The organism is Staphylococcus sp. FSL H8-0121 (assembly GCF_038008425.1).
Classification (GTDB): Bacteria; Bacillota; Bacilli; order Staphylococcales; family Staphylococcaceae; genus Staphylococcus; species Staphylococcus pasteuri.
On sequence record NZ_JBBOZB010000001.1, the window covers coordinates 133,534 to 160,146 of the forward strand.

General features: G+C 31.6%; 19 protein-coding genes. 16 read left to right on the forward strand and 3 right to left on the reverse strand.

Annotation, left to right across the window (positions count from 1 at the left end; genetic code table 11):
* Nucleotides 1-65 precede the first annotated feature (65 nt).
* Nucleotides 66-1,184: an alanine dehydrogenase gene (gene ald, locus LFT63_RS00765; protein WP_340767761.1), complete on the forward strand. Its 1,119-nt coding sequence runs from the start codon at nt 66-68 to the stop codon at nt 1,182-1,184.
* A gap of 85 nt (nt 1,185-1,269) precedes the next feature.
* Here the strand turns inward: ald and LFT63_RS00770 are convergent, their stop codons facing one another.
* Nucleotides 1,270-2,325, reverse strand: coding sequence for a M24 family metallopeptidase (locus tag LFT63_RS00770; RefSeq protein WP_029055667.1), 1,056 nt, complete (start codon nt 2,323-2,325; stop codon nt 1,270-1,272).
* Between the two features lie 146 nt (nt 2,326-2,471).
* Between LFT63_RS00770 and LFT63_RS00775 the strand changes: the two genes are divergently transcribed.
* On the forward strand, nt 2,472-3,161 hold the full coding sequence (locus tag LFT63_RS00775) for a metal-dependent hydrolase (RefSeq protein ID WP_340767762.1): 690 nt from the start codon (nt 2,472-2,474) through the stop codon (nt 3,159-3,161).
* Between the two features lie 106 nt (nt 3,162-3,267).
* Here LFT63_RS00775 and LFT63_RS00780 read toward each other — a convergent pair whose 3' ends face one another.
* Nucleotides 3,268-3,681, reverse strand: coding sequence for a universal stress protein (locus LFT63_RS00780; RefSeq protein WP_017638225.1), 414 nt, complete (start codon nt 3,679-3,681; stop codon nt 3,268-3,270).
* Nucleotides 3,682-3,884: 203 nt separating this feature from the next.
* Between LFT63_RS00780 and LFT63_RS00785 the strand changes: the two genes are divergently transcribed.
* From LFT63_RS00785 to pyk, 8 genes are all read left to right on the forward strand, one after another.
* A complete protein-coding gene (locus LFT63_RS00785) occupies nt 3,885-5,183 on the forward strand; it encodes a DRTGG domain-containing protein (RefSeq protein WP_340767763.1) in 1,299 nt (432 codons plus the stop codon).
* Nucleotides 5,184-5,212: 29 nt separating this feature from the next.
* Nucleotides 5,213-6,151 (forward strand): DHH family phosphoesterase, encoded by a 939-nt coding sequence (locus LFT63_RS00790; RefSeq protein ID WP_340767764.1) that lies wholly within the window; start codon nt 5,213-5,215, stop codon nt 6,149-6,151.
* Between the two features lie 33 nt (nt 6,152-6,184).
* A complete protein-coding gene (locus LFT63_RS00795) occupies nt 6,185-9,379 on the forward strand; it encodes a DNA polymerase III subunit alpha (protein WP_029055669.1) in 3,195 nt (1,064 codons plus the stop codon).
* Between the two features lie 326 nt (nt 9,380-9,705).
* The gene (locus tag LFT63_RS00800; protein ID WP_029055670.1) at nt 9,706-10,935 is read left to right on the forward strand and encodes an NAD(P)-dependent malic enzyme; all 1,230 of its coding nucleotides are present in this window, start codon (nt 9,706-9,708) and stop codon (nt 10,933-10,935) included.
* A gap of 253 nt (nt 10,936-11,188) precedes the next feature.
* Nucleotides 11,189-12,046 (forward strand): acetyl-CoA carboxylase, carboxyltransferase subunit beta, encoded by an 858-nt coding sequence (gene accD / locus LFT63_RS00805; protein ID WP_017638220.1) that lies wholly within the window; start codon nt 11,189-11,191, stop codon nt 12,044-12,046.
* Nucleotides 12,046-12,990, forward strand: a complete 945-nt coding sequence (locus tag LFT63_RS00810) for an acetyl-CoA carboxylase carboxyltransferase subunit alpha (RefSeq protein ID WP_340767765.1) — start codon at nt 12,046-12,048, stop codon at nt 12,988-12,990. Before accD ends, LFT63_RS00810 begins: the two co-directional genes overlap by 1 nt.
* A gap of 179 nt (nt 12,991-13,169) precedes the next feature.
* Complete coding sequence (pfkA, locus tag LFT63_RS00815; RefSeq protein ID WP_017638218.1) at nt 13,170-14,138, forward strand: 6-phosphofructokinase; 969 nt, start codon at nt 13,170-13,172, stop codon at nt 14,136-14,138.
* Between the two features lie 19 nt (nt 14,139-14,157).
* Nucleotides 14,158-15,915, forward strand: a complete 1,758-nt coding sequence (gene pyk, locus LFT63_RS00820) for a pyruvate kinase (RefSeq protein ID WP_017638217.1) — start codon at nt 14,158-14,160, stop codon at nt 15,913-15,915.
* A gap of 196 nt (nt 15,916-16,111) precedes the next feature.
* Here the strand turns inward: pyk and LFT63_RS00825 are convergent, their stop codons facing one another.
* Entirely contained in the window at nt 16,112-17,473 is a 1,362-nt protein-coding gene (locus LFT63_RS00825; RefSeq protein ID WP_017638216.1) for an amino acid permease, read from the reverse strand.
* A 348-nt stretch (nt 17,474-17,821) separates the two neighbouring features.
* Here LFT63_RS00825 and LFT63_RS00830 point away from each other — a divergent pair, with 348 nt between their 5' ends.
* The 6 genes from LFT63_RS00830 to mutM all read left to right on the forward strand — a co-directional run bounded on the left by LFT63_RS00830 (nt 17,822) and on the right by mutM (nt 26,602).
* A complete protein-coding gene (locus LFT63_RS00830) occupies nt 17,822-18,940 on the forward strand; it encodes a citrate synthase (protein WP_017638215.1) in 1,119 nt (372 codons plus the stop codon).
* A 55-nt stretch (nt 18,941-18,995) separates the two neighbouring features.
* A complete protein-coding gene (gene icd, locus LFT63_RS00835) occupies nt 18,996-20,264 on the forward strand; it encodes an NADP-dependent isocitrate dehydrogenase (RefSeq protein WP_017638214.1) in 1,269 nt (422 codons plus the stop codon).
* A 257-nt stretch (nt 20,265-20,521) separates the two neighbouring features.
* Nucleotides 20,522-21,232 (forward strand): response regulator transcription factor, encoded by a 711-nt coding sequence (locus LFT63_RS00840; protein WP_017638213.1) that lies wholly within the window; start codon nt 20,522-20,524, stop codon nt 21,230-21,232.
* Nucleotides 21,232-22,926 (forward strand): two-component system histidine kinase PnpS, encoded by a 1,695-nt coding sequence (gene pnpS / locus LFT63_RS00845; RefSeq protein WP_029055674.1) that lies wholly within the window; start codon nt 21,232-21,234, stop codon nt 22,924-22,926. Before LFT63_RS00840 ends, pnpS begins: the two co-directional genes overlap by 1 nt.
* A 158-nt stretch (nt 22,927-23,084) precedes the next feature.
* Nucleotides 23,085-25,715, forward strand: a complete 2,631-nt coding sequence (polA, locus tag LFT63_RS00850; RefSeq protein ID WP_340767766.1) for a DNA polymerase I — start codon at nt 23,085-23,087, stop codon at nt 25,713-25,715.
* Nucleotides 25,716-25,729: 14 nt separating this feature from the next.
* On the forward strand, nt 25,730-26,602 hold the full coding sequence (mutM, locus tag LFT63_RS00855; RefSeq protein WP_208970230.1) for a bifunctional DNA-formamidopyrimidine glycosylase/DNA-(apurinic or apyrimidinic site) lyase: 873 nt from the start codon (nt 25,730-25,732) through the stop codon (nt 26,600-26,602).
* The last annotated feature ends 11 nt before the right edge of the window (nt 26,603-26,613 follow it).

Consider the following 26,613-nt stretch of genomic DNA (forward strand, 5'->3'; position numbering starts at 1 on the left):
TTGTAGGCGCTTTCATTTGAGTTTTAGTATTGTTTAGGGTTAATATGATAGTGGAGGTGTGAGGAATGAAAATAGGTATTCCTAAAGAGATAAAAAATAATGAAAACAGAGTGAGTCTATCACCAAGTGGTGTACATGCTTTGGTTGAACAAGGACACACTGTATTAGTTGAAACAAATGCTGGAATGGGCTCTTACTTTGAAGACATAGATTACAAAGAAGCAGGGGCTGACATCGTTTCAGAGGCTTCTCAAGTTTGGGATGTTGATATGGTTGTTAAAGTAAAAGAACCATTAGAAGAAGAATATCAATATTTCAAAGAAGGACTCATTTTATTCACTTATCTACACTTGGCTAATGAAGAAAAATTAACAAAAGCGCTTGTAGATAACAAAGTGATTGGTATTGCGTATGAAACAGTACAATTACCTGATCGCTCATTATCTTTATTAAGTCCAATGAGTGAAGTTGCTGGAAGAATGGCAACTCAAATTGGCGCTGAATTTTTACAAAAATTTAATGGTGGTATGGGAATTTTACTTGGTGGCGTACCAGGTGTTCCTAAAGGAAAAGTAACAATTATCGGTGGCGGTCAAGCTGGCACAAATGCTGCTAAAATAGCATTAGGTTTAGGTGCAGATGTCACTGTTTTAGATGTGAATCCTAAAAGATTACAAGAATTAGACGATCAATTTAATGGTAGAATTCATACTATTATGTCTAATCCTTTAAATATTGAAACATATGTTAAGGAAAGTGATTTAGTGATTGGTGCAGTATTAATTCCAGGAGCTAAAGCACCTAATCTTGTAACTGAAGATATGATTAAAGAAATGAAAAATGGTTCAGTGATCGTTGATATTGCAATCGACCAAGGCGGAATTTTTGAAACAACTGATAAAATCTCAACTCACGATGATCCGACTTATATTAAACATGGTGTTGTTCACTATGCTGTTGCCAATATGCCAGGGGCAGTACCTCGAACATCAACTTTAGCACTTAATAATGCAACATTACCGTTTGCTCAAACATTAGCTAATAAAGGCTATAAAGAAGCATTTAAATCAAATCATGCATTATCATTAGGTTTAAACACATATAAAGGTCATGTTACACATCAAGGTGTAGCAGAAGCGTTTGATATGCCTTATACTTCTGTAGAAGATGCATTAAAATCATAATTTATAATTAAATAAAAATGATATATAAATAATCCCTCAAATGGAGAATCATTTGAGGGATTATTATTGTTATTGTGAACAATAATTATTTTGTGTAATGCGTTAAAATTTCACAACCATTTTCAGTAACTAAAATATCATCTTCGATACGCACACCGGCTACACCCGGAACATAAATACCAGGTTCAATAGTAATCACCATACCCGCTTCTAAAATATTATCATTAGTACTAGAAACATCTTGATATTCATGTTCTTCAAGTCCTAAACCATGTCCAAGACGATGAGGGAAGTACTGTCCATAACCTGCATTATCAATAATATCTCTAGCGATTTTATCTATATCTTTTAATTTAACGCCTGGACGAATTGCAGCTATCGCAGATTCCTCTGCATCTAATACAATGTTGTATATATCTAAAGCTTCTTTAGAAGGTGTTCCAAATTGTACCGTTCTAGTCATATCACTACAATAATGCTCATAAATAACGCCTAAATCGAAAAGAACAAGTTCATTATTTTGCAGTTTACGATTACCAGGTACACCATGAGGAGATGCGGCATGATCACCAAATAAAACCATAGTATCGAAACTCATTTCATTTACGCCATATTTCTTAATTTCGTTTTCAATATGGTTAACGACTTCTCTTTCGCTAATGCCTTCTTTTAAATAAGCAACGCCTATTTCAATACATTTGTCCGCAAGATTAACAGCATGTTTTATTTTCTTAATTTCATCAATAGATTTAATATTTCTTAAATCTTTAATAACTTGATCTATATCGCCATAATGCTCTATTTGAAATGCATTCGTCAATTCACGTTGACGTTTTACTGTTAAATGTTCACTTTCTATAAGTATTTGTTTAAATGATTGTTGGTATAAATCAAACGGATTTTCTGTATCTAAATATCCTATAATTTTTCCTTCATAAGGTGACTGTTTAACTTCTTCAACTTCCATTTTAGGGCAAAATAAAACAGTTTCACCATTTGATTGAATTAACAGTGCAAATAATCTTTCATGTGGTTCACTACGGTAACCAGTAAAGTAATATATATTTAAGGGTGTAGTAATCCATGCAGCATCTACATTTTCTTTTTGTAAATAATTGACGATATCATTAATTTTTGACATGAAATTGACCTCCTATACAAGATTAAGTTAATTTTATTCCAAATAATCATATATTTCAAAGTTTCATATTATTAAATACCAAACGTGTTATAAAAATGGTGAGCTAGGGTATAATAAATACATAATTATTTAGGAGGGCTATAATAATGAAACTATCATTTCATGGTCAATCAACAATTTATTTTGAAGGCAACGGTAAGAAAGTAATCGTAGATCCATTTATATCAGGTAATGATAAATGTGATTTAGATGAACAAAGATTAGCAGTTGATTATATTATTTTAACGCATGGTCACGAAGATCATTTTGGCGATGTTGTAGAATTAGCTAATAGAAATCACGCTACAGTGATAGGTAGTGCAGAAATAGCTGGATATTTATCTACTTATTATGGTGTCGAAAATGTACGTGGAATGAACATTGGCGGTAAAGCTGAATTAGATTTCGGTAGCGTTAAATATGTTCAAGCATTCCATAGTTCTAGTTATACACATGAAAATGGTATTCCAGTATATCTTGGTATGCCAATGGGTATTGTTATTGAAGCAGAAGGTAAAAAAATTTATCATACTGGTGACACAGGATTATTCAGCGATATGGAATTAATAGCTAAACGTCATCCAGTTGATGTATGTTTCGTTCCAATCGGTGACAACTTTACTATGGGTATAGATGATGCAGCATATGCAGTTAATGAATTTATTAAACCAAGTATCTCAGTTCCTGTACACTACAATACTTTCCCATTAATTGAACAAGATCCTCAACAATTTAAAGACGCTGTAAATGTTGGTGAAGTTCAAATATTAGAACCTGGTCAAGAAGTTCAATTTTAATTATAGATATAAAAACATCCTTGGTATGAGTGCCAAGGATGTTTTATAGTATGACGTTATTAATTACGCATTTATATTGAAATAAATATTAGCTAATCAATACATGTTATTTAACGATAAGTACTGGGACAGTTGCACGTTTAGCAACTTTGTGACTTACGCTACCAAGTACAAATTTTTTCTTTTCTTCTGCTTTGCGGTTACTAACGACAACAATGTCATACTTACCACTGTTAGCATGTTTTACTAGTTCTTCTTTTGCATTACCACGTACAATGATTTGATCATAATCAATACCATAATCTTCTAAAATGTGACGTGTTTTTTCTAAACGTTTGCTACGTTCTTCAGTGATTTTATCCAAATGCACACCAGCTTTAATTGACGCTTGAGCATCTTGTTCATTGATGGCATTTAAAATAGTTACAACAGTATCATCACCTGCAAGTTTAGAAACAGCTTCTAAAGCTTTTTCATTTTTAATATGAGTATCTACACCTAATAATATATTTTTATACATAAGTCTATCCCTCCTTATCTCCATTCTAATAAAAATAGGGGAATATTTCCATTTAAATTAAAAGTAATTTTAATAAAATTATCTTTTCACAAAAGATGTTAATTTATAATAGAAGTTTTATAAATTCGAAAGTGCGCTTCAATGATTTTTTCTCGTTAAAAAGTTATAATAAGCATAACATTGTTCTAAGAAGAGGTAACGTTATGACTAAACATGAACAAATTTTAAAACACATTGAATCGCTAGCAATCGGTTCGAAAATCTCAGTAAGAAAAATAGCAAAAGATTTAACTGTTTCAGAGGGTACAGCTTATAGAGCTATTAAAGATGCGGGCCAACTTGGATTAGTAACAACAATAGATAGAGTTGGTACAGTTAGAATTGAAAAGCGAAATCGTGATGAAATTGATAATTTAACTTTTAATGAAATTGCTAATATTATTGAAGGTCAAATTATTGCAGGTAAAAACGGTATTAATAAAACAGTCTCAAATTTTGCAATTGGTGCTATGGAGTTAAAGGACATATTAAGATATATTGGCCCACAAACATTACTCATTATTGGAAACCGTGAACAAGTTCAGCTTGAAGTGATGAAAAGAGGAACAGCAATATTAATTACTGGCGGATTTTATCCAAGTAAAGAAGTGATAAAATATGCTGACGAACATGATTTACCTATTCTTTCTTCTAGCTACGATACATTTTTAGTTGCAAATATTATTAACCGTGCGATGTTTAATCAAAAAATTCGTAAAGAAATCTTAGTAGTTGAAGATATTGTTAAGCCTATTAATGAGCTTTCAGTTTTAATGAACTCTATGACTTTACAAGACTATAAACAAATTGCAAATGAAACAGGACATACACGTTTTCCAGTTGTGAATAATGATTATAAACTAGTTGGTATTGTCACTAGTAGAGAAATAATAAATATGAATGAAAATGATTTAATTGAAGACGTTATGACTAAAAATCCAATTAGTGTTAAGTTATCAAATACTGTGGCTAGTTGTGCACACTTATTAATTTGGGAAGGTATTGAACTCTTACCAGTTACAGATAATAATAAAAAAGCAGTTGGTGTTATAAATAGGCAAGATGTTTTAAAATCTATGCAATTATTAGGACGACAACCTCAAATTGGTGAGACGATTAACGATCAAATTGCGAAACATATTACAATTAACCATGACAGTATTCAGACGGATGTGTCGCCGCTATTAACTAATCATTATGGCACACTAAGTAAAGCCGTATTTGTCGGTATTATAGAAGAAACTTTACGTCATGAAATGAGAAAGTATAAAAAAGGCAATGTCATGATTGAAAGTTTGAATATTATTTATTTAAAAACTGTGCCAATTGAAACTGGTATCGATGTTGAGTACGAAATGCTAGATGTGGGAAGATATTTTGCTAAATTAGAAGTTACAATGTTTTGTCAAAATGAAAAAGTTGCTAATGCATCAGTCATTTGTCAAATGTTTGAAGGATATTAATCAATGATATAAAAGAGGGGTCAATATAAATGGAAATACTAATGAATGATATTATGAAAGAAATAGAATCAACAGACAAAGTTATCATACACAGACATGTGAGACCAGATCCAGACGCATACGGTTCTCAATTAGGTTTGAAATATTATTTAAAACTTAAATTTCCTGATAAAGAAATTTATGCAGTAGGTGAAGCAGAAGAGTCACTTAATTTTATTGGAACATTTGATCAAGTTGAAGATGAAACTTATCAAGATGCATTTGTAATTGTTTGTGATACAGCCAATGCGCCTCGTATTGATGATCAACGATATGCATTAGGTGCGAGAGTGTTAAAAATTGATCATCACCCTGCTGTTGATCAATATGGAGAAATTAATTTAGTAAATACTAATGCGTCTTCTACAAGTGAGATTATTTATGATATGATCCTGCACTTTAATGACGAAAGCATCATCAATGCGGACGTTGCACGTGTGCTTTATTTAGGTATTGTAGGGGATACAGGAAGATTCTTATTTAATAATACGACACAACACACAATGGAAATTGCTGGAAGACTAATTGGATTCCCATTTGATCATAATGCTGAGCTTAATAAAATGTCTGAAAAAGACCCTAGATTAATGCCATTCCAAGGTTATGTTTTACAAAACTTTGAGTTATTTGAAGATGGCTATTGTCAAGTGCGTATAACTAAAGATGTTTTAGAACAGTTTAATATTAAATCTAATGAAGCGTCACAGTTCGTCAATACCATTGCTGATATCCGTGGTCTTAAAATCTGGATGTTCGGTGTAGATGAAGGAGATCAAATTCGTTGTCGTCTACGTTCTAAAGGACAATTTGTCATAAATGATGTTGCCAGTGATTTTGGCGGTGGAGGCCATCCTAATGCTTCTGGCGTTTCTGTTTATAGTTGGGAAGAATTTGATTTGCTAGCCAAAGCTTTACGTCAAAAATTATAAGTACAATCACTTAAAGAAAGGAGTCATACAAACATGGTTGCATATTTAAATATTCATACGGCCTATGATTTATTAAACTCCAGTTTGAAAATTACAGACGCAGTTGAAAAGGCCAAAAGAGAAGGTGTAGATACACTTGCAATTACAGATACAAATGTTTTGTATGGCTATCCTAAGTTTTATGATGCTTGTATCGAAGCGGGTATTCATCCTGTATTTGGGATGACTGTATTATTAACTGATGGTTTATATCAAATAGAAACAGTATTATTAGCTCAAAATAATGATGGTTTAAAAGATTTATATCAATTATCTTCAGCGATAAAAATGAAAGAGAAAGTAGATATTTCAATTGATTGGTTAAAACGATACGAAGCAAATTTAATTATTATTTTTAAAAATGCAGAAGAACAACATCAACAATTAATTGAGTCTTTTGATTTTAAGCAACATGTTTACATAAATCAAAATTCAGTCCAAATAAACAATAGAGAGTGTGTATGGTTAAATACTGCACGTTATTTAAATAAAGAAGATGCAGATACAATAACTGCATTACAAGCAATTAAAGATAATAGTAAGCTTGATTTAGTAGGGGAACAGGAAGATTTTGACGAGCATTTTTACACTTCGGAAGAAATACATAATCTTGGTTTAGATACATCCATTTTTAGAAAAACTGATGAAATAGCTCAATTATGTACTGCAGAACTCAATTATCACCAATCACTACTACCGCAATTTGAAACACCTAATGGTGAAACTTCAAAAAAATATCTATGGATGAAGTTAGAAGAACAACTAAAAAATTGGAATCTTAATCATCCTCATTATATAGACAGATTAAAACACGAATATGCCATTATTACGAATATGGGATTTGAAGATTACTTCCTTATTGTAAGTGACTTAATTCATTATGCTAAAACACATAATGTAATGGTTGGACCTGGTCGTGGTTCATCTGCTGGTTCACTAGTAAGTTATTTATTAGGAATTACTACAATTGACCCAATAAAATTCAATTTACTTTTTGAAAGATTTTTAAATCCTGAACGTGTAACAATGCCTGATATTGATATTGACTTTGAAGATACAAGACGTGAAAAAGTTATTCAATACGTCCAAGAAAAATATGGTCAACTTCATGTTTCTGGAATAGTGACATTTGGACATTTATTAGCTAGAGCTGTGGCTAGAGATGTAGGCCGTATTATGGGATTTGATGAAATAACATTAAATGAAATTTCTAAACTCATTCCACATAAATTAGGGATAACTTTAGATGAAGCATATCAAAATGACGATTTTAAACAATTCGTTCATAGAAATTATCGACATGAACGTTGGTTTGATTTGTGTAAAAAATTAGAAGGACTCCCACGTCATACCTCAACTCATGCAGCAGGTATTATTATTAATGATCACGCACTTTATGAATATGCGCCATTGACATTAGGGGATACTGGATTGCTTACACAATGGACAATGACTGAGGCAGAACGTATTGGTCTATTGAAAATCGACTTTTTAGGACTTAGAAATCTATCAATTATACATCAAATTGTGAACCAAGTGAAAAAAGATTTGAACATTGATATAGATATTGAACAAATTCCATTTAATGATAATAAAGTGTTTGAATTATTATCCCAAGGTGATACGACAGGTATTTTCCAATTAGAATCTGATGGTGTTAGAAGTGTATTGAAAAAATTGAAGCCCGAACATTTCGAAGACATTGTTGCCGTCACATCATTATATAGACCTGGGCCGATGGAAGAGATCCCTACATACATTACACGCAGACATGATCCTTCTAAAGTTCAGTATCTACATGAAGATTTAGCACCCATTTTAAAAAATACTTATGGCGTAATCATTTATCAAGAACAAATAATGCAAATAGCAAGTAAGTTCGCAAACTTCAGTTATGGCGAAGCAGATATTTTAAGACGTGCTATGAGTAAGAAAAATAGAGCAGTGCTAGAAAGTGAAAGACAACACTTTGTTGACGGTGCGTTACAAAATGGGTATGACGAATATATGAGTAAACAAATATTCGATTTAATATTGAAATTTGCTGACTATGGTTTTCCAAGAGCACATGCCGTTAGTTACTCTAAAATTGCATATATTATGAGTTATCTAAAAGTTCATTATCCAAATTACTTTTACGCTAATATATTGAGTAATGTTATTGGTAGTGAGAAAAAAACGTCAGCAATGATTGATGAAGCGAAGCATCAAAATATTAAGATATTGCCTCCTAATATCAATGAAAGTCATTGGTTCTATAAAGCAACATCTGACGGAATTTATTTATCGTTAGGTGCTATTAAAGGTGTTGGATATCAAAGCGTTAAACTTATTGTTGACGAACGATATCAAAACGGTGAATTTAAAGATTTCTTTGATTTTGCCAGAAGATTACCTAAACGAGTCAAAACTAGGAAATTATTAGAGTCATTGATTTTAGTAGGTGCGTTTGACACATTTGGTAAAAACCGTGCTACGTTATTACAGTCCATTGACCAAGTTATTGATCAAGTTACTGATATTGAACAAGATGATATGTTATTTGATTTCTTCACGCCTAAACAAGATTATGAAGAAAAAGATGAATTACCAGACAAACTAATCAGCGAATATGAGAAAGAATATTTAGGTTTTTATATTTCGAAACATCCAGTAGAAAAAGAATTTAATAAAAAGCAATATTTAACTATTTACAGATTGAATAACGCTCAAAATTACCATCCTATATTAGTGCAATTTGATCAAATTAAGCGTATCAGAACAAAAAATGGGCAAAATATGGCTTTTGTGACATTAAATGATGGTCTACATTTGATGGATGGAGTTATCTTCCCAGATCAATTTAAAAAATATGAACTTGAGTTGTCAGAAGAACACATTTATGTCATACAAGGGAAATTTGATAAAAGAAATGGTAAGAATCAGCTTATTATTAATGACATATACAGTGAAGAAGCGTTTGAGACACATAAACTCACACATTCAAATCAAATTATCGTAAGACATATTGAACAAGCAAAAGGATTTGAACAATATATTGACCAAGAAAAGACAAAACAAACTATTGAAGTACAAGCATATGATGATGAATCTAAGCGAATGTCACGTATAGGATTTATTAATAAAAATTCTGAAAATATGAGGGAACTAATACAGTTATTCAAACCTAGTGATATCCGATTTATATAACTTTTAACTACTATTAAATTATGATATAGTAAACTGATGATTTATATTTTAATCATCAGTTTATTTTGTAATTGTTTTTTGTACTATTTGTTTGTAATTGTCATTATCTTATACATAAAATAATGATAAAATATGAATGATCAGCAGAAAAAATAATTATAAAAGTAACGAAGAAATGTTGATTCAAAGTTTAGCTAGTTGCTAAATTTTTGACATTTTTAAATACATTTTAAAAGTACATTGTTAATGCAATCTGTTTACAGTTAAAAATGATTGATAATTGTTTACTCAGTTAATTCTAAAAAAATAAATAGGGGTTGAATAGCATGTCTTTAAGAGATGAAGCATTAGAAATGCATAAAAAGAATCAAGGTAAATTAGAAGTAACACCTAATGTCAAAGTTACAAACAAAGATGAATTAAGTTTAGCTTATTCACCTGGTGTAGCCGAACCTTGTAAAGAAATACATGAAGATAAAAGAAAAGTTTATGACTATACTATAAAAGGTAATACAGTTGCTGTAGTAACAGATGGTACTGCTGTTTTAGGATTAGGGAATATCGGTCCGGAAGCAAGTATTCCAGTTATGGAAGGTAAAGCAGTATTATTCAAAAGTTTTGCTGGTGTTAATGGTGTTCCAATTGCGCTTAATACAACAGATACTGATGAGATTATTAATACTGTAAAATTACTTCAACCTAACTATGGAGGAATCAATTTAGAGGATATTTCAGCGCCGCGTTGTTTTGAAATTGAGGAAAGATTAAAAAAAGAAACTAATATTCCTGTTTTTCACGACGATCAACACGGTACAGCTATTGTAACTACAGCAGGCTTAATTAATGCCTTAAGAATTGTAGATAAAGATTTAGCCGACATTAAAGTTGTCCTCAACGGAGCTGGTGCAGCAGGTATTGCAATTGTAAAACTGTTATATTCATACGGTGTGAGAAATATGGTTATGTGTGATTCTAGAGGTGCCATATTTGAAGGCAGAAGTTATGGTATGAATGATACTAAAGAATATGTAGCTAAGTGGACTAATAAAGACAAAATAGAAGGCGAATTGAGTGAAGTTATTCAAGATGCAGATGTCTTCATTGGTGTTTCTATTGCAGATTTATTATCTAAAGAAATGGTAGAAAGTATGGCTAAAGATCCAATAATCTTTGCAATGGCTAACCCTAACCCAGAAATCAATCCTAATGATGCTAAAGAAGCTGGAGCTAAAGTAGTTGGAACAGGTCGCTCAGATTATCCTAACCAAATCAATAACGTATTAGCATTCCCTGGTATTTTTAGAGGTGCTTTAGATACTGAGGCAACACATATTAATGAAGAAATGAAAAAAGCTGCCGTAGAAGCTATTGCAGACTTAATTCAAAGTGATGAATTAGAGCCAAATTATTGTATTCCTGGTCCATTTGATAAACGTGTAGCGCCATCTGTAGCTAGAGAAGTTGCTAAAGCGGCTATGGAATCAGGTGTTGCTAGAATTGAAGTTGACCCACAAGATGTGTATGATAAAACAATGAAATTAACAGACTTAAAATAATTATAGTTGTAATGAGAGTGGGAGATTAATAAACATGTCATACTAAAAAAATAGTTGTATATGTTTTAAGAAAAATGTAAAACGGTATCGTTTTAACTAGGTTAAAGATGATAATATACCTAATCATATTCAAAAGTAGTTTTATATTTTTCTCTCTCACTTTTGTTATAATTTATTCATTTTATACATAACAATATAATCTACATGAAAAAATTAAGCCTAATAAGGGTCAAAGGTTTTTGGAGGTTTCCCTATGTTTAAAGATTTTTTTAATCGAACAAAGAAAAAGAAATATTTAACGGTTCAAGACTCAAAACAAAATGACGTACCAGCAGGAATCATGACTAAATGTCCAAAATGTAAAAAAATTATGTATACCAAAGAATTAGATGAAAACCTAAATGTATGCTTTAATTGTGACCATCATATTTCTTTATCTGCATATAAACGCATTGAAGCGATTTCTGATGAAGGTACATTTAATGAATTTGATAAAGGGATGACTTCTGCAAATCCATTAGATTTCCCTGGATACATTGAAAAAATTGAAAAAGATCAGAAAAAAACTGACTTAAATGAAGCTGTAGTAACAGGTACTGCCGAATTAGATGGTGTTAAGTATGGTGTGGCAGTTATGGATGCTCGTTTTAGAATGGGAAGTATGGGGTCAGTTGTTGGTGAGAAGATTTGTCGAATTATTGATTATTGCACAGAACAATGTTTACCATTTATTTTATTCTCTGCCAGTGGCGGTGCCCGTATGCAAGAGGGTATTATTTCTTTAATGCAAATGGGTAAAACAAGTGTTTCACTAAAGAAACATTCAGATGCAGGTTTACTTTATATTTCTTATATCACTAATCCTACTACAGGTGGTGTATCTGCTAGTTTTGCATCAGTTGGTGATATCAATCTAAGTGAACCAAAAGCACTAATAGGCTTTGCAGGACGTCGAGTAATTGAACAAACAATTAATGAAAAATTACCTGAAGATTTCCAAACAGCAGAATTTTTATTAGAGCATGGTCAACTAGATAAAGTGATACATCGAAAAGATATGAGAACTACACTTGCTAATATTTTAAATCTACATCAAGAGGTGAGAAGCTAATGCTTGATTTTGAAAAGCCACTTTTTGAAATAAGAAAGAAAATTGATTCATTAAAAGAATCTCAAGAAAAAAACGATGTTGATTTGCAAGAAGAAATCGATATGTTAGAAGCTTCTTTAGAACGCGAAACTAAAAAAGTGTATACAAATTTGAAACCGTGGGATAGAGTTCAAATTGCAAGATTGCAAGAAAGACCTACGTCATTAGATTATATACCAAAGATTTTTGATTCATTTATAGAATTACATGGCGATCGTAATTTTAGAGATGACCCAGCAATGATTGGTGGTATTGGTTATTTAAATGGTAAAGCTGTTACTGTAGTTGGACAGCAAAGAGGTAAAGATACCAAAGATAATATTTATCGTAATTTTGGTATGGCACATCCAGAAGGCTATCGAAAAGCATTACGCTTGATAAAACAAGCAGAAAAATTCAACAGACCTATTTTTACATTTATTGATACTAAAGGAGCGTATCCTGGTAAAGCAGCAGAAGAAAGAGGACAAAGTGAATCAATTGCTACCAATTTGATTGAGATGGCCTCACTCAAAGTGCCTGTCATTGCAATAGTCATCGGTGAAGGTGGTAGTGGTGGTGCGCTAGGTATCGGTATTGCTAATAGAGTATTAATGCTTGAAAATAGTACATACTCTGTTATATCTCCTGAAGGAGCTGCTGCATTATTATGGAAAGATAGCAATTTAGCCAAAATAGCTGCAGAAACAATGAAAATTACGGCGAATGATTTACACCAACTTAATGTTATAGATGACGTAATTAAAGAACCTTTAGGCGGTGCGCACAAAGAAGTTGAAGCACAAGCTCAAACTATTAAAAAGGCTTTTGTGGCACATTTAGATGAATTAGAAAAACTTAATAAAGATGAATTAGCAGAAGATCGTTTTAATAAATTTAGAAATATTGGATCTTATGTAGAATAAATATTAGATAGAGTGATAGTTAAAATGAAGACTATTGCTCTATTTTTATTATTGTTAATATAAAATTCATAATTAAAAACGTTTACATCTACATAAGTACTTTCTTTTGATGGAAGAAGTAAAAAATTTATGGTAATTTAGAGTTGAAGATAAAACTAGATATAGGAAGGTATGTCGTCATGAAGAAAATTGCAGTTTTGACTAGCGGTGGAGATTCACCGGGGATGAATGCTGCTGTTAGAGCAGTTGTACGTACAGCAATTTACAATAATATTGAAGTTTATGGTGTATATCATGGTTATCAAGGTTTAGTTGAAGACGATATTCATAAACTTGAATTAGGCTCAGTTGGAGATACAATTCAACGTGGTGGGACATTCTTATTCTCAGCAAGATGTCCAGAATTCAAAGAAGAAGATGTACGTAAAGTAGCAATCGAGAATCTACGTAAAAGAGAAATTGAAGGTTTAGTAGTAATCGGTGGAGACGGAAGTTACCGTGGTGCTCAACGCATTAGCGAAGAGTGTAAAGAAATACAAACAATCGGTATTCCTGGAACGATTGATAATGATATTAACGGTACTGACTTTACTATTGGATTTGATACTGCGCTTAATACAATTATTGATTCAGTCGATAAAATTAGAGATACAGCTTCAAGTCATGCTAGAACATTTATCGTTGAAGTAATGGGACGTGATTGTGGTGACTTAGCACTTTGGGCTGGCTTATCTGTTGGTGCAGAAACAATTGTTGTACCAGAAGTTAATACAGAAATTAAAGAAGTGGCTGAGAAGATTGAACAAGGAATTAAACGAGGTAAAAAACATTCAATCGTTATGGTTGCTGAAGGTTGTATGAGCGGACAAGAATGTGCTGAAGAATTAAGTAAATATATAAATATTGATACTAGAGTGTCAGTATTGGGTCACATTCAACGTGGCGGTAGCCCATCTGGTGCTGATCGTGTATTAGCATCACGATTAGGTGGACATGCGGTTGAATTATTAATGAGTGGTGAAACAGCTAAAGGTGTTGGTATTAAACATAACCAATTAACTGCGACACCATTTGATGAAATCTTTGGTCATTCTGATCATAAATTTGATAAACAAATTTACCAACTAGCTAAAGAGTTATCTATATAAATTTCAGGAGGATTATAAAATGAGAAAAACTAAAATTGTATGTACTATTGGACCAGCATCTGAATCAGAAGAAATGATTGAAAAATTAATTAACGCTGGTATGAACGTGGCACGTTTAAACTTTTCACATGGTAGTCATGAAGAACATAAAGGTAGAATTGATACAATTCGTAAAGTTGCTAAACGTTTAAATAAAACTGTAGCTATTCTTTTAGATACTAAAGGACCAGAAATTCGTACTCATAACATGAAAGATGGCGTTATCGAATTAGAAAAAGGTAAAGAAGTTATTGTAAGTATGAGTGAAGTAGAAGGTACACCTGAAAAGTTCTCTGTAACTTACGACAACTTAATTAATGATGTACAAGTAGGATCATACATTTTATTAGACGATGGTTTAGTAGAATTACAAGTTAAAGATATTGATCATGATAATGGTGAAGTAAAATGCGACATTTTAAACACTGGTGAACTAAAAAATAAAAAAGGTGTTAACTTACCAGGTGTTAAAGTAAATTTACCAGGTATCACTGATAAAGATGCTGATGATATTAGATTCGGTATTAAAGAAGATGTAGACTTTATCGCAGCAAGCTTTGTTCGTCGTCCAAGTGACGTATTAGATATCCGTGAAATCTTAGAACAAGAAAAAGCTAATATTACAATCTTTCCTAAAATTGAAAACCAAGAAGGTATTGACAATATTGAAGAAATTCTTGAAGTATCTGATGGTTTAATGGTTGCTCGTGGTGACATGGGTGTTGAAATTCCACCTGAAAAAGTACCTATGGTTCAAAAAGATTTAATTAGAAAATGTAACAAATTAGGTAAACCAGTTATTACTGCAACACAAATGTTAGATTCAATGCAACGTAACCCACGTGCAACACGTGCAGAAGCTAGTGACGTTGCAAATGCTATTTATGATGGTACAGACGCAGTAATGTTATCTGGTGAAACAGCTGCAGGTTTATATCCTGAAGAAGCAGTTAAAACTATGAGAAACATTGCAGTATCTGCAGAAGCAGCACAAGATTATAAAAAATTATTATCTGATAGAACTAAATTAGTTGAAACTTCACTAGTAAATGCTATTGGTATTTCAGTAGCTCATACAGCTCTAAACTTAAATGTTAAAGCAATTGTAGCTGCAACAGAAAGTGGTTCAACTGCACGTACTATTTCTAAATATCGTCCACATTCAGATATTATTGCTGTTACTCCTAGTGAAAAAACAGCTCGTCAATGTGCGATTGTATGGGGTGTTTATCCTGTAGTTAAAGAAGGACGTAAGAACACAGATGCATTATTAAATAATGCAGTAGCAACTGCTGTTGAAACAGAAAGAGTACAAAATGGTGACTTAATCATTATTACTGCAGGTGTTCCAACAGGTGAAAAAGGTACAACAAATATGATGAAAATCCATTTAGTTGGTGACGAAATTGCTAAAGGGCAAGGTGTTGGCCGTGGATCAGTTGTAGGTACTGCTATTGTTGCTGATTCAGCAAGTGATTTAAAAGATGTTGATTTAAGCGACAAAATCATCGTTACAAACTCTGTTGATGAAACATTAGTACCATATGTAGACCAAGCTATCGGTTTAATTACAGAAGAAAATGGTATTACATCACCTAGTGCAATCGTTGGTCTTGAAAAAGGTATTCCAACAGTTGTAGGTGTTGAAAATGCTACTAAAGAAATTAAAAATGATATGTTAGTTACTGTAGATGCTGCAAACGGTAAAGTATTCGAAGGTTATGCTAACGTACTATAATATATAAAATTATCGTCTAGATAATTGAAAATGCAAAAGGGATTGTAACAACTAAGTATTTTAACTTGGTAGTTACGATCCTTTTTAATATTTATAAGTAAATTAAAATAAAATAATTATACAAAAAAGTCAGTAAATGAATTTATAAAACTCATTTACTGACTCTTTTAAGTTTAAAACTCAACTCAATGATAAATTAATCATTCAGTTTTTGAGATTCTTTTTTATATCTCCAATACATGAAACCTAACAATATGAACCATAACGGCGTTAAGTAAATTGCACGTCTAGTAGTTTCATTAACAAATAATAACCCAAATACTAAGATGAAGAATATTAAAATCACATAGCCCATATATTTACCACCAGGTAATTTATATATAGACTCTTTATGTAATTTTGGATTCTTTCTACTGTAATTAATATAAGCGACAATAATTAATGCCCATACGATTAAGAATAATACAGTCGATAAAGTAGTAACATAAGTAAATACTAATGTTGCATCTGGGAAGATATAATTTAATAATGCTGCAATTAGTAATAATGCTGATGAGCCAATGATTGCTACGTGAGGCACACCATTTTTATTAGTTTTACTAAAAGCAGGTGGCGCTTGCTTTTTATCTGATAAACCAAATAACATTCTACTATTTGAGAATATACCACTATTACAAGATGACGCTGCTGCAGTTAATACTACAAAGTTGATTAATCCAGCTGCAAATGGAATACCAATTAAAGTAAATAACTTAACGAATGGACTGTTATCAGGATCAACCTTATCCCAAGGAATAATTGACATGATAACAGCTAGGGCACCTACATAAAATACTAGAATACGAATAGGTACACTATTTATTGCCTTAGGAATTGTTGATTCAGGATCTTTTGTTTCACCAGCAGTTACACCTATCATTTCTATACCAACGAAAGAGAATACTGCCATTTGGAATGACATAAAGAAGCCTGATGCACCTTTAGGGAATATTCCATGACTATATAAATTAGTTAAACTTGCATGACCAAACTGAGTTTTGTATGCAAATAAAATCATGACGGCACCTACAACAATTAAACCTAAAATAGTGACGATTTTAATGATAGAGAACCAAAATTCTAATTCTCCAAATAATTTAGCACTAAGCAAGTTAAATGACATTAGAACTAAAACGCAAAATAATGCGCTTATCCAATTGGGAACTGCAGGGAACCAAAAACTAACATATTTAGCTACAGCAGTTACTTCTGCCATACCTGTTATAATCCAACATAGCCAATAAGTCCAACCTGTAACAAATCCAGCAAATGGTCCAATGTATTTGTTAGTTACGTCTGCAAAAGATTTAAAATTAGTATTTTGAATTATAATTTCGCCTAACCCACGCATAAACATGAAAAGCATGAATCCAATAAAGATATACGTGAGTAATATTGAGGGACCCGTCATAGCAATCGTTTGTCCAGCACCCAGGAATAATCCTGTCCCAATAGCGCCACCGATGGCAATTAATTGCACATGACGATTGCTCAATTCTCTTTGTAGATTTTCAGCCATAAGACCTCTCCCTTACTTTTTATATAATTATATTATGCACTTATATTGGTTTTTATACAATTCATTTAATAAAAAAGTGTCGAAATACACTGCCTTATAATTAGAAATTTGTAATCATACACGATAACCAAATAAAAACTTTCTTATCTATTTAGAATCTCATACAAATTTATGTTTTGAAATACTGATATAAAGCCATTTCAAGAGCTATTCGACCATAGTGAAACCATTGGGCAATAGTAATTATTCATGATTTAAGAGATTTATTTGTTTCACAAAATCTTAATAATTAGCTATAATACTATTTGAAAGCCATTTCATAAAGAAATAGTAAAGGGGAAATTTATCATGGCAGAATTACAAAGAGGTTTGGAAGGGGTAATTGCAGCTGAAACTAAAATCAGTTCAATTATAGATAGCCAATTAACTTATGCAGGATATGATATTGATGATCTTGCTGAAAATGCCCAATTCGAAGAAATTATTTTTTTATTATGGAATTATAGACTTCCAAATAAAGAAGAACTACAAGAACTTAAGTCTAAATTATATGAGTATATGACTCTAAATCCAAGAGTATACAAACACTTTGAAGAATATGTAACTGATAAAGTACATCCAATGACAGCTTTACGTACTTCAGTTTCATACATTGCTCATTTTGATCCAGATGCTGAAGATGAATCTGATGATAAGAAATATGAAAGAGCTATTCGTATTCAAGCAAAAGTAGCTTCATTAGTAACTGCATTTTCACGAGTACGTGAAGGTAAAGAACCACTTAAACCAAATTCTGATTTAAGTTATGCAGCGAACTTCTTATATATGCTTAAAGGTGAACTACCTACAGATATCGAAGAAGAAGCATTTAATAAAGCATTAATCTTACATGCTGATCATGAGTTAAACGCATCTGCATTTACTGCTCGTTGTGCAGTATCTTCATTATCAGATATGTATTCTGGTATTGTTGCTGCTGTAGGTTCATTAAAAGGACCTTTACATGGTGGTGCTAATGAACGTGTAATGGCAATGTTACAAGAAGTAGGTTCTTTAGATAATGTAGACAAGTATTTAGATGAAAAATTTGCTAACAAAGAAAAAATTATGGGATTTGGTCACCGTGTATATAAAGAAGGAGATCCACGTGCCAAATATTTACGCGAAATGAGTAGAAAAATCACTGAAGAAACTGGTAAAAGTGAATTATATGAAATGTCATTAGCTATTGAAAAACGTATTAAAGAAGAAAAAGGATTAATTCCAAATGTTGACTTCTTTAGTGCTACTGTATATCACAGTATGGATATTCCACATGACTTATTCACACCAATTTTCGCAGTAAGTCGTACATCAGGCTGGATTGCGCATATCTTAGAACAATATAGAGATAATAGAATTATGCGTCCAAGAGCTAACTATATTGGTGAAACTGATCGCAAATATCTACCTATTGAAGAAAGATAATTAATCATTTATATTGTAAAATGAATTTTATTAAAATTACTTGGAGGTCAAATGTATGACAGCAGAAAAAATTACTAAAACTAACGACGGTTTAAATGTACCTAACGAACCAATTATTCCATTTATTATTGGTGACGGAATCGGACCAGATATTTGGAACGCAGCTAGCCGCGTGATTGACGCAGCAGTTGAAAAAGCTTATAACGGTGAAAAACGTATTGAGTGGAAAGAAGTACTAGCTGGACAAAAAGCATATGACAATACTGGAGAATGGTTACCTAAAGAAACTTTAGATACAATTAAAGAATATTTAATTGCTGTTAAAGGTCCTTTAACAACTCCAATCGGCGGAGGTATTCGTTCATTAAACGTTGCTTTAAGACAAGAGTTAGATTTATTTACATGTTTACGTCCTGTACGTTGGTTCCAAGGTGTACCATCACCAGTTAAACGTCCACAAGATGTTGATATGGTTATCTTCCGTGAAAATACAGAAGATATTTATGCTGGTATTGAATTTAAAGAAGGTACTCCAGAAGTTAAAAAAGTAATTGATTTCTTACAAGACGAAATGGGCGCAACAAATATTCGTTTCCCTGAAACTTCAGGTATTGGTATTAAACCAGTTTCAAAAGAAGGTACAGAAAGATTAGTAAGAGCGGCGATTCAATACGCTATCGATAATAATCGTAAAGCAGTAACTTTAGTTCATAAAGGTAATATCATGAAATTCACTGAAGGTTCATTCAAACAATGGGGTTATGATTTAGCTCATAACGAATTTGGTGATCAAGTATTTACTTGGCAACAATATGATGAAATTGTTGAAAAAGAAGGTAAAGACGCTGCTAATGAAGCACAATCAAAAGCGGAACAAGAAGGTAAAATTATTGTTAAAGATTCAATCGCTGATATCTTCTTACAACAAATTTTAACTCGTCCTTCAGAACATGAAGTAGTTGCTACAATGAACTTAAACGGTGACTATATTTCAGATGCATTAGCTGCACAAGTTGGTGGTATTGGTATCGCACCAGGCGCTAACATTAACTATGAAACTGGTCATGCTATTTTCGAAGCAACACATGGTACTGCTCCTAAATATGCTGGATTAAATAAAGTAAATCCATCATCTGAATTATTAAGTTCAGTATTAATGTTAGAACATTTAGGTTGGCAAGAAGCTGCTGATAAGATTACAGAATCTATCGAAGCAACAATTGCTTCTAAAATTGTTACTTATGACTTTGCACGTTTAATGGATGGTGCAAAAGAAGTTTCAACTTCAGAATTTGCTGATGAATTAATTAAAAACTTAAAATAATAAGATACAAGAAAAGACGGATTGGGAAACCAATTCGTCTTTTTATTAAGATTTTGTAAATTATTAGTTTTTAATATCATTTCTTATAAAAAAATGATAGCTTAATTAATGAAAAGACAATATTTTTCATATATTAGCTTAATAAAAGCTTTGTATTAATTTAATTGTTAAGTTTATGTAAATTTGATGTATAGGTATATTATTTCTATTTAAACATCAGTTATAATAAACATGTAATTTAAACGGGGAGGCACACCATGTCACAAAAAGTATTAGTCGTTGACGATGAACAATCAATCGTTACTTTACTCAAATATAATTTAGAAACAGCCGGATACATAGTAGAAGTAGCCTATGACGGTGAAGAAGCATTACAAAAAGTTGAATCATCTCAACCGGATTTAATTGTATTAGATGTTATGTTACCTAAAAAAGATGGTATTGAGGTTTGTAAAACGATTAGATCTGATAAAAATTTAGTACCTATTCTTATGCTAACAGCTAAAGATGATGAATTTGATAGAGTGTTAGGTTTAGAACTTGGTGCTGATGATTATATGACTAAACCTTTCTCACCAAGAGAGGTAGTGGCAAGAGTGAAGGCTATTTTAAGACGCTCTCAATTTGTAAATGAAATAGAACAGAGTGAAGGCGATGAGGAAGATATCATTATCGACTCTATTCGAATTAGACCAGAATTTTTTGAAGTTTATAAAGATGATGAATTATTAGAATTAACGCCTAAAGAATTTGAGTTATTACTTTATCTGATTGAACGACAAGGACGAGTGATCACTAGAGAGCATATGTTAAATTCTGTGTGGAATTATGAGTTTGCTGGCGATTCACGTATCGTTGATGTTCACATTAGTCATTTAAGAGACAAATTAGAAGAAAACCCTAAACAACCCAAATTAATTAAAACTGTACGTGGATTAGGATATAAATTGGAGCGTCCTAAAAGATAATGTTAAAGTTTTATCATCGCATATTACTTTTGATTAGTACTATCACAATCATTAGCTTTATAGGTTTGGGTGCTATTGTCCACAACATGATTTATCAAACATTAACACAAAGTCAGACTAAAGAACTTAAAAAAGAATCACGCAACTATATTAGTATGTATAATAATGGTAAACAGAATGAAATTAAAAATATTGCAAACAATCAAGAAAATTTAATAGTCATTAAGAAAAATGACAAAACTATTTTTACAACTGATAAAAATAGTTCATTAGATGGACGGATAGATAACGAAGCAAATCCTTCCAATTTGATTCATAAAAATACTAAATTAGGGTTAAAGTATACATTTAAAAGTCAAATTGGAGATAAAACAGTATACATAAGTGGTATTAATGATGAAATACTAGATTTACAAAAAGAAATGTGGAAGTATCTATCAATTGTAGGGATTATAGTATTAATCACTGAATATCTAGCAAGTAGAAGTATTCATCGTACATATATAAGACCTATTAATGAAGTAACCTATGCAACTTCTCTTTTAGCTGATGGTCATTATCATGTACGTGTACCAGAAAGTAACGTTAAAGAAACAAAAGCATTATTTGTTACAACAAATGAACTCGCAAGACGTTTACAAAAATTGAATAACAGACAAAAAATACAATCTAATAGACTGAAAACAACTTTAGAAAACATTCCTAGTTCTGTACTTATGATAGATAAACATGGAGATATAGTTGTAGCTAATTCAGCTTATTATGAAGTGTTTACTCCTGAACAAAGTGTTGAAAATAAAAGTTATATTGGTTTTATTAACGATCCAATTGAGAAATTAATACTAGAAAGTTTTAGAACAGAGAAAGTTATTTATGAACAAATTGAAGTAGATATCAATAACGTACATACAAAGTATTTTGATGTTTCTTGTGTACCGATACTCTCAAAATCTAAAAAGAAACTTCAAGGTATGGTAGTTGTATTACATGATATTACTAATATCCAAAAATTGGAGAATTTGCGTCGTGAATTTGTTGCTAATGTGTCACATGAACTTAAAACGCCTATCACTTCAATTAAAGGGTTTGCAGAAACGCTAATAGAAGGCGCTAAAAATGATGAAGAATCATTAAATATGTTCCTAAATATCATTTTAAAAGAATCAAATAGAATTGAGTCACTTGTGATGGATTTACTAGACTTATCACATATTGAGCAACAAACAGATATCGCAACCAGTTATTTAAATCTTTCTGAACTTGCTTATACAACAATTGAACATTTACAAAATCAAGCACAAAGTAAAAATATAGACATCATACCAGAAATAGAAAATGATGTTATTTTTAAAGCGAATGAAGATAAAATAGCTCAAGTTATAACTAATTTATTATCTAATGCAATTAACTATTCAACAAATGATAGTGAAGTAATTGTAAAGGTATATCGTCAAGGCAAGAAAGTAAATTTACAAATTCAAGATTTTGGTATAGGAATTACTCAGGAAGAACAAAAACATATTTTCGAAAGATTTTATAGAGTAGATAAAGCTCGAAGTAGAGATTCTGGAGGCACTGGTTTAGGTTTATCTATAACTAAACACATTGTCGAGGCACATAATGGTAGAATTAGTGTTGATAGTCAATTAAATAAAGGGTCTACATTTAAAGTATCTTTTATTGATGAAGATTAAATCAATTATAATGAAACATCCTAATGTGGGTTAACGCTCATATTAGGATGTTTTTTAATATGTAGAAATAGCAGAAACTGAATAACGGTACTTAATATTTATTGACAGTACCTTGTTTATGATAAAATATATTTAAATATGTGCTGGAGGTTTAGATAGTGAATAAATTAGTATTAATTGATGGTAATAGTTTAAGTTTTAGAGCATTCTATGCTTTGCCATTACTTTCAAATAAGGCAGGCATACATACAAATGCAGTATATGGCTTTGCAATGTTACTAGAGAAAATTCTAAAAGAAGAACAACCCAATCACTTTTTAGTGGCGTTTGACGCAGGAAAGACAACTTTCAGACATTCTAAATATAATGAATATAAAGGTGGAAGACAAAAAACGCCACCAGAACTAAGTGAGCAATTCCCATACATCCGTCAATTATTGGACGCTTACCATATTAAAAGATATGAGTTAGAAAATTATGAAGCCGATGATATTATAGGAACATTGAGCCGCGAAGCTGATGAAGCTGGCTTTGAAACGATAATTATTACCGGCGATCGAGATTTAACTCAACTTGCTACTGATCATGTAACTATTTACTATACAAAAAAAGGTGTTACAGATGTTGATCATTATACTCCAGAGTTTATTGCAGAAAAATATAATGGTTTAACACCTAACCAAATTATTGATATGAAAGGTTTAATGGGTGATACATCTGATAATATACCAGGCGTGGCAGGTGTTGGTGAAAAGACAGCGATTAAGCTACTTAATCAATTTAATACTGTAGAAGGTGTATACGATCATTTAGATGATGTATCAGGTAAAAAATTAAAAGAAAAGCTCGAAAATAGTAAAGAAGACGCTTTAATGAGTAAAGATTTAGCTACAATTAATATTGAAAGTCCAATTGAAGTTAAATTAGCAGATACTAAAATGGATTCTGAAGTAGATGAATCAGATAAAATTGAGCTCTTTAAAAAGCTAGAATTTAAGCAACTACTTGCAGATATTGGAGATGTAGAGGCTACTGAGGAACAGAAAGATAAGGAATTTGATATTGAACCAAATTTTGAACATGTTGATTTTTCAAATTTAGAAGAAGCAACCATTCATTTTGAATTAGAAAATAGTAACTACTTAAGAGATAATATCCTTAAGTTTGGTTTCCATACTGGAGATTTACATGTTGTTATTGATGCAAATGAAATTTCACAATATAAAAATTTAGTACAATGGTTGGAAAATCCTAATACAAAGAAAATAGTATACGATGCTAAGAAAACTTATGTTGTTGCTCATAGATTAAACATTGACATACAAAATATTGAATTTGACGTAATGCTAGCGAGTTATATTATAGATCCATCTAGAACAATTGACGATGTGAACTCAGTAGTTACACATTACGGTCAACATTATGTTCAAGATAATATAACGATTTATGGTAAAGGTAAAAAGCATCATGTTCCGGACAATGCTATTCTTAATAAGCATGTGGCATCGATTACAGAAGCTATTTTTGCCTCTAAAACTGAAATGGAAAGTCAGTTAAAAGAATACAACCAAGTATCTCTTTTAGCAGATATAGAATTACCTTTAGCCCGAATTTTAAGCCAAATGGAAGAAATAGGTATTTATACTGATGCAAAAGATTTACAACAAATGGAAAAAGAAATTCAAGAAAAATTAGATATACTAATTAAAAACATACATGAAGCTGCTGGAGAAGAGTTTAATATCAATTCACCAAAACAGTTAGGTGTAGTATTATTCGAGACACTTCAATTACCAGTAATTAAAAAAACTAAAACAGGCTATTCAACTGCAGTTGATGTTTTAGAACAATTACAAGGGCAACATCCAATAATCGATTATATTTTAGATTATCGCCAGTTATCTAAGTTACAATCGACTTATGTTGAAGGGTTACAAAAAGTAATCAGTGATGATAAACGTATTCATACACGTTTTAATCAAACATTAGCTCAAACTGGAAGATTATCTAGTATTGATCCTAATTTACAAAATATACCAGTCCGTCTGGAAGAAGGTAGAAAAATTAGAAAAGCATTCAAACCTACGTCATCTGATAGTGTTATTTTATCTGCCGACTATTCACAAATTGAATTAAGAGTGCTAGCTCATATTACTCAAGATGAAAGTATGAAAGAAGCATTTATAAATGGACATGATATTCATACAGCGACTGCTATGAAAGTGTTTGATGTAGAAGCGGACGAAGTAGACAGTCTGATGAGAAGACAAGCAAAAGCTGTTAATTTCGGAATCGTTTATGGTATTAGTGATTACGGATTGAGTCAAAGTTTAGGCATAACTCGTAAAAAAGCAAAAATCTTTATCGACGATTATTTAGATAGTTTTCCTGGTGTGAAACAATATATGTCAGATATTGTTAAGGATGCTAAAGCACAAGGCTATGTAGAGACATTATTACATCGCCGTAGATATATTCCAGATATTACAAGCCGTAACTTCAATTTGAGAAGCTTTGCTGAAAGAACTGCTATGAATACGCCAATCCAAGGTAGTGCTGCTGATATTATTAAACTTGCAATGGTTAAATTTGATGAAGAAGTACAGTCAACCAATTATCACGCAAAATTATTATTGCAAGTACACGATGAATTGATATTTGAAGTACCAAAAGAAGAAGTAGATTCATTTAGTCAATTTGTTGAAGATATTATGGAATCAGCACTTGATTTAGATGTGCCTTTAAAGGTAGATTCTAGTTATGGTGAAACTTGGTATGACGCAAAATAAAGGAAGGTATTAATATGCCAGAATTACCTGAGGTAGAACATGTTAAACGAGGTATTGAACCATACGCCATTAATACAATTATTGATAAAGTAAAATTCTCAGAAAGTGTTATTAATGGAAAAAAGAATGGTAGAGAAACCATAATCAAGGGAATCGAACTTGATAGTTTTAAACGTTTAACTGAAGGATATAAAATTATAAAAATCGACAGAAGAAGTAAATACATCGTCTTTTATATTCAACAAAATGATGAGAATCGTATTTTAATTAGTCATTTAGGTATGGCTGGTGGATTCTTCATTGTAAATGATTTAGAACAAATTACTGCACCTAATTATCGAAAACATTGGCAAGTGATATTTGAACTAAACAATGGCAAAAAATTAGTTTATTCAGATATAAGACGTTTTGGAGAGATAAGAAATGTTAGCAGTTTTGAGTCCTATCCATCATTTTTAAAAATAGCTCCAGAACCATTTGATGATGATGCATTACAACATTTTTTAGATTGTACAAATAAAAAAAGTTATATTAAAAAACCGATTAAACAGGTTATTCTAGATCATAAAGTCATTTCTGGTTGTGGAAATATTTATGCTTGTGAGGCTTTATTTAGAGCAGGTATAAAACCACATCGACTAACTCAAAGTTTAACTGACCAAGAAAAAGAAATGGTATTTTATCATGTTCGTTCAGTACTAAATGAGGGTATAAAATACGGTGGTACCAGCATTTCGGATTATCGACATGCTGATGGAAAAACAGGTGAAATGCAGCTACATCTTAATGTATACAAACAAAAATATTGCAAGGTATGTGGGCATCCAATCGAAACTGAAGTCATTGCATCAAGAAATAGTCACTATTGCCCGACTTGTCAGAAATAAAGGAAGCGTGA

Coding starts and splice junctions, on each gene's coding strand:
- ald (WP_340767761.1), top strand. CDS start 66: ATGAAAATAGGTATTCCTAAAGAGATAAAAAATAATGAAAACAGAGTG.
- LFT63_RS00770 (WP_029055667.1), bottom strand. CDS start 2,325: ATGTCAAAAATTAATGATATCGTCAATTATTTACAAAAAGAAAATGTA.
- LFT63_RS00775 (WP_340767762.1), top strand. CDS start 2,472: ATGAAACTATCATTTCATGGTCAATCAACAATTTATTTTGAAGGCAAC.
- LFT63_RS00780 (WP_017638225.1), bottom strand. CDS start 3,681: ATGTATAAAAATATATTATTAGGTGTAGATACTCATATTAAAAATGAA.
- LFT63_RS00785 (WP_340767763.1), top strand. CDS start 3,885: ATGACTAAACATGAACAAATTTTAAAACACATTGAATCGCTAGCAATC.
- LFT63_RS00790 (WP_340767764.1), top strand. CDS start 5,213: ATGGAAATACTAATGAATGATATTATGAAAGAAATAGAATCAACAGAC.
- LFT63_RS00795 (WP_029055669.1), top strand. CDS start 6,185: ATGGTTGCATATTTAAATATTCATACGGCCTATGATTTATTAAACTCC.
- LFT63_RS00800 (WP_029055670.1), top strand. CDS start 9,706: ATGTCTTTAAGAGATGAAGCATTAGAAATGCATAAAAAGAATCAAGGT.
- accD (WP_017638220.1), top strand. CDS start 11,189: ATGTTTAAAGATTTTTTTAATCGAACAAAGAAAAAGAAATATTTAACG.
- LFT63_RS00810 (WP_340767765.1), top strand. CDS start 12,046: ATGCTTGATTTTGAAAAGCCACTTTTTGAAATAAGAAAGAAAATTGAT.
- pfkA (WP_017638218.1), top strand. CDS start 13,170: ATGAAGAAAATTGCAGTTTTGACTAGCGGTGGAGATTCACCGGGGATG.
- pyk (WP_017638217.1), top strand. CDS start 14,158: ATGAGAAAAACTAAAATTGTATGTACTATTGGACCAGCATCTGAATCA.
- LFT63_RS00825 (WP_017638216.1), bottom strand. CDS start 17,473: ATGGCTGAAAATCTACAAAGAGAATTGAGCAATCGTCATGTGCAATTA.
- LFT63_RS00830 (WP_017638215.1), top strand. CDS start 17,822: ATGGCAGAATTACAAAGAGGTTTGGAAGGGGTAATTGCAGCTGAAACT.
- icd (WP_017638214.1), top strand. CDS start 18,996: ATGACAGCAGAAAAAATTACTAAAACTAACGACGGTTTAAATGTACCT.
- LFT63_RS00840 (WP_017638213.1), top strand. CDS start 20,522: ATGTCACAAAAAGTATTAGTCGTTGACGATGAACAATCAATCGTTACT.
- pnpS (WP_029055674.1), top strand. CDS start 21,232: ATGTTAAAGTTTTATCATCGCATATTACTTTTGATTAGTACTATCACA.
- mutM (WP_208970230.1), top strand. CDS start 25,730: ATGCCAGAATTACCTGAGGTAGAACATGTTAAACGAGGTATTGAACCA.